At 68.2% G+C, this 2,986-nt stretch carries 4 protein-coding genes; 2 read left to right on the top strand and 2 right to left on the bottom strand.

What is annotated here, in order from left to right:
* Positions 1 to 419: NAD-binding protein (locus tag G3O00_RS41455; protein WP_206146468.1), on the top strand; the 419-nt coding region annotated here is incomplete at its 5' end.
* Positions 420 to 539: 120 nt separating this feature from the next.
* Here G3O00_RS41455 and G3O00_RS41450 read toward each other — a convergent pair.
* Positions 540 to 872: a hypothetical protein gene (locus tag G3O00_RS41450; RefSeq protein ID WP_174930472.1), complete on the bottom strand. Its 333-nt coding sequence runs from the start codon at positions 870 to 872 to the stop codon at positions 540 to 542.
* Positions 873 to 1,376: 504 nt separating this feature from the next.
* On the opposite strand from G3O00_RS41450, the gene G3O00_RS41445 reads away from it, so the two are divergent.
* Positions 1,377 to 2,141: a DUF4397 domain-containing protein gene (locus G3O00_RS41445; RefSeq protein WP_011355633.1), complete on the top strand. Its 765-nt coding sequence runs from the start codon at positions 1,377 to 1,379 to the stop codon at positions 2,139 to 2,141.
* 68 nt (positions 2,142 to 2,209) lie between these two features.
* Here the strand turns inward: G3O00_RS41445 and G3O00_RS41440 are convergent, their stop codons facing one another.
* The gene (locus tag G3O00_RS41440) at positions 2,210 to 2,740 is read right to left on the bottom strand and encodes a DUF3005 domain-containing protein (RefSeq protein ID WP_206146467.1); all 531 of its coding nucleotides are present in this window, start codon (positions 2,738 to 2,740) and stop codon (positions 2,210 to 2,212) included.
* Positions 2,741 to 2,986 lie beyond the last annotated feature (246 nt).

Here is a 2,986-nt window from a genome sequence, read left to right as displayed (position 1 = left end):
TGCAGTGCGGCGGCACGGGCACCGGGCAGATCGCAAAGATCTGCAACAACCTGCTGCTCGGGATCTCGATGATGGGCGTGTCGGAAGCGATGGCGCTCGGCGCCGCGCTCGGGATCGATCCGGCGGTGCTGGCCGGCATCATCAATACGTCGACCGGCCGCTGCTGGAGCTCGGACGCGTACAACCCGTATCCGGGCGTCAGCGACACCGCGCCGGCCGCGCGCGGCTACGCGGGCGGGTTCGCGGCGAACCTGATGCTGAAGGATCTCGGGCTGGCGACCGAAGCGGCGCGCAGCGCGCACCAGCCGGTGTGGATGGGCGCGCTCGCGCAGCAGCTCTATCAGTCGATGAGCCAGCAGGGGCTCGGCACGCTCGACTTCTCCGCGTGCGTGAAGCTCTACGAGGCGCAGCCGGCGTAAGCACCGCCGCCTGCACCGGACGCGCGCCGACCCGCGATGTGCCTGAACGGCATCGCGGGTCGTTTCGCATGCGGGGAAGAAAAACGCGGGCGGTGACGGCGCGTCGGCGCCGCCGGTCGCTCAACTGCGCGGGTTCGACGCCGTCTCGAAGGTCGGATGGCACTCGAACGCGAGTTCGGAGCGCGCGCCGACACGGCTGCTGCCGGTCAGCGATTCCTGCTTCATGCTCGCGCGCATGCCGCGCTGCGTGCAGTAATTGGTGGCTTCGTCGATGGCCTTCGTATGGGCGTCGGCCCACGTCGTCGACACGCCGACCGTGCGCGTCGTCACGGTGTACACGTTCGGGTTCGACGTCGCGGTCACGTCGGAAGCGGTCGAACACGCGGCGAGCAAGCATGCAGCAGCCGCGACGGTCAACCATCGCAAGGTTCGAAAGGAAACTGGAGTGGACATGGGGAGAAAGCGCGCGCCGTTCGACGCGCATTGAGCAACATAGGCGACAGTATGCCTGCTCGATCGCCGGAGATCATGCCCCTTTCAGTGAACACATTGTTTCGAATGGTTAAACGATGATGAAAATGGGGCAATATTTCCGCCCCATTTCCGGGCCAGATCGCGCCAGCGGGTAGTTTTGCCCGGTCGCCCCGCCGTATCGCGCTCTCCGACGGCCGATCCGGGAACGCCTCGCTGCAGGATCCTTCCGGTACGTCCACGAGGCGCCGCCATGCCGGCTGCCCTCAGCGCATGGCGCGGACGGGCGCTGCAGGTCGGCCATCGGCAGACCGTCGAAACCCTCCCCCAGGCCCGGCGCGCAGCCACGCAGGCACATCGCTTGCGTCATCCACGCGCCCGCCGCTCCGGCGGACAGCATCCTTCCCTCAACCGGCGCTGCGCACCGCGCGACCCTTCGCGCGGCGGTCCCGCATCGCAAGCAGGTTCCCTGAACGAGAGGACAACATGAAATCAATACGAACGCTGGTCGCGCTGTGCTCGGTCGTTTCCGTACTCGCGGCATGTGGCGGCGACGGCAACGACGTCGGCACCGAGCTCGGCATCTCGAAGCCGCAGGCGCGCTTCATCAACGCGGTGCCGGCCGGGCCGAACCTCGACTACTACCTGAACGCGAAGCTCGACCAGGGCGGTATCGCGTACAAGGGCGTGACGCGCTATCACGACGTCGACTCGGGCACGCAGAACGCGAGCTACGACATCTCCGGCACGACGTCGACCATCGCCGCGCAATCGTTCAGCGCGGCAAACGGCCATCACTACACGACGATCGCGCTGCCGAGCACGACGTCGCTGATCTCCGTGATCGACGATCCGTACGACAAGGGCCTGCTGTCGGACAAGGCGCGCGTGCGCAGCTTCAACGCGTCGCCGAACGCGCAGAACGTCGACATGTACGTCGTCCCGCCCGGCACCGACATCACGACGCAAAGCCCGACGCTCGCGGGCGCGGCCTACCAGAACGCGGTGCCGGCATCGACGCAGGATTCGATCTACCTGAACGGCGGCAGCTACCAGGTGATCGTCACGACGGCCGGCAGCAAGACGCCGATCCTCAAGACCGCGCCGGTCACCATCAACAACAACGCCGACTGGCTGCTGCTGACGATCCCGTCGGGCGGGGTCGGCGACGTGACGCCGAACGATATCCACGTGCTGGTTGCGCAGGGCAACGACGCCGATACGTCCGCGCAGGAACTCGGCCCGCAGTAGGAACCGCCAACCAACGGTTGTGGCGGCCGGCGCGATCGTGCCGCCCGCCGCACCTTCTCGTCACGCAGTCAGGTGTTCCGCTCCAGGACGATCACATGCTCGGCGCGCGTGCCGTCGCCATGCTCGACGTCGACCGCGCCGACGTGACGCACGTGCCAGCCCGGCCGCGTCGCGATCTGCGGCAGGTTGCCGGACGGACGGCTCTCGATCCCGCCGAGCCCCTCGTCGGGCGTCTCAACCGCTTCGTCGAGCGACGCGTTCGAATAAATCACGTTGTCGTGCCACTTCGACGCGCCTGCGGCCGCTTCCATGCCCTTGCCGTCGACGTCGACCGTGCTGTCGGTCATCGCCATGTTCGCGTTGTCGAGCGTCGGGATCCGGGCAGCCGCCCGCCGTACGGGGTCGGCGCTGTCGGGCGCATGCGTGCCGCGTTCGATCGGCGGCAGGCCGGTCGGCGTCTTCGCGGCAATCATTTCGGGCGTCAACGGGCGCCTGCTCGCCGGATCGGGCATGCGACGCGCCGCCGGCGCTGTCGCCGGGCGCTTCGCCGCCTCGTCTCGCCGATATTTCGGGTCAGGGTTCGATTCCGTGTTCTGCATCGCACCTCCTTGTCCGGCCGGCGCGCGCCGGCATCAGGCTGGCGCCGCCGGTCCGGGAATCGCTACAACGGCCCTTGCAAATCTTTCATGTGCGCGGCAAAGCACGCACACACCACCCGGCGCCCGATGGCCGGCGACGATGCGCCGGCCGCTTCGTCCGGCTCGACCGGCTCGTCGGCCCCGCCGGCTTCTTCCGCGGCCGACTGCGTGCTCGAGGTGCGCGGCGTCGGCAAGTCCTTTCCCGGC

This window comes from Burkholderia sp. Ac-20384, from assembly GCF_017104605.1.
Taxonomy (GTDB): Bacteria; Pseudomonadota; Gammaproteobacteria; order Burkholderiales; family Burkholderiaceae; genus Burkholderia; species Burkholderia lata.
Note: the sequence above shows the minus strand (reverse complement) of the source record. Positions and strands in the feature narration are given on the sequence as shown.

What these genes read in the sequence shown, in the direction of transcription:
- G3O00_RS41450 (WP_174930472.1), bottom strand. Translation starts at nt 872, where the DNA reads ATGTCCACTCCAGTTTCCTTTCGAACCTTGCGATGGTTGACCGTCGCG.
- G3O00_RS41445 (WP_011355633.1), top strand. Translation starts at nt 1,377, where the DNA reads ATGAAATCAATACGAACGCTGGTCGCGCTGTGCTCGGTCGTTTCCGTA.
- G3O00_RS41440 (WP_206146467.1), bottom strand. Translation starts at nt 2,740, where the DNA reads ATGCAGAACACGGAATCGAACCCTGACCCGAAATATCGGCGAGACGAG.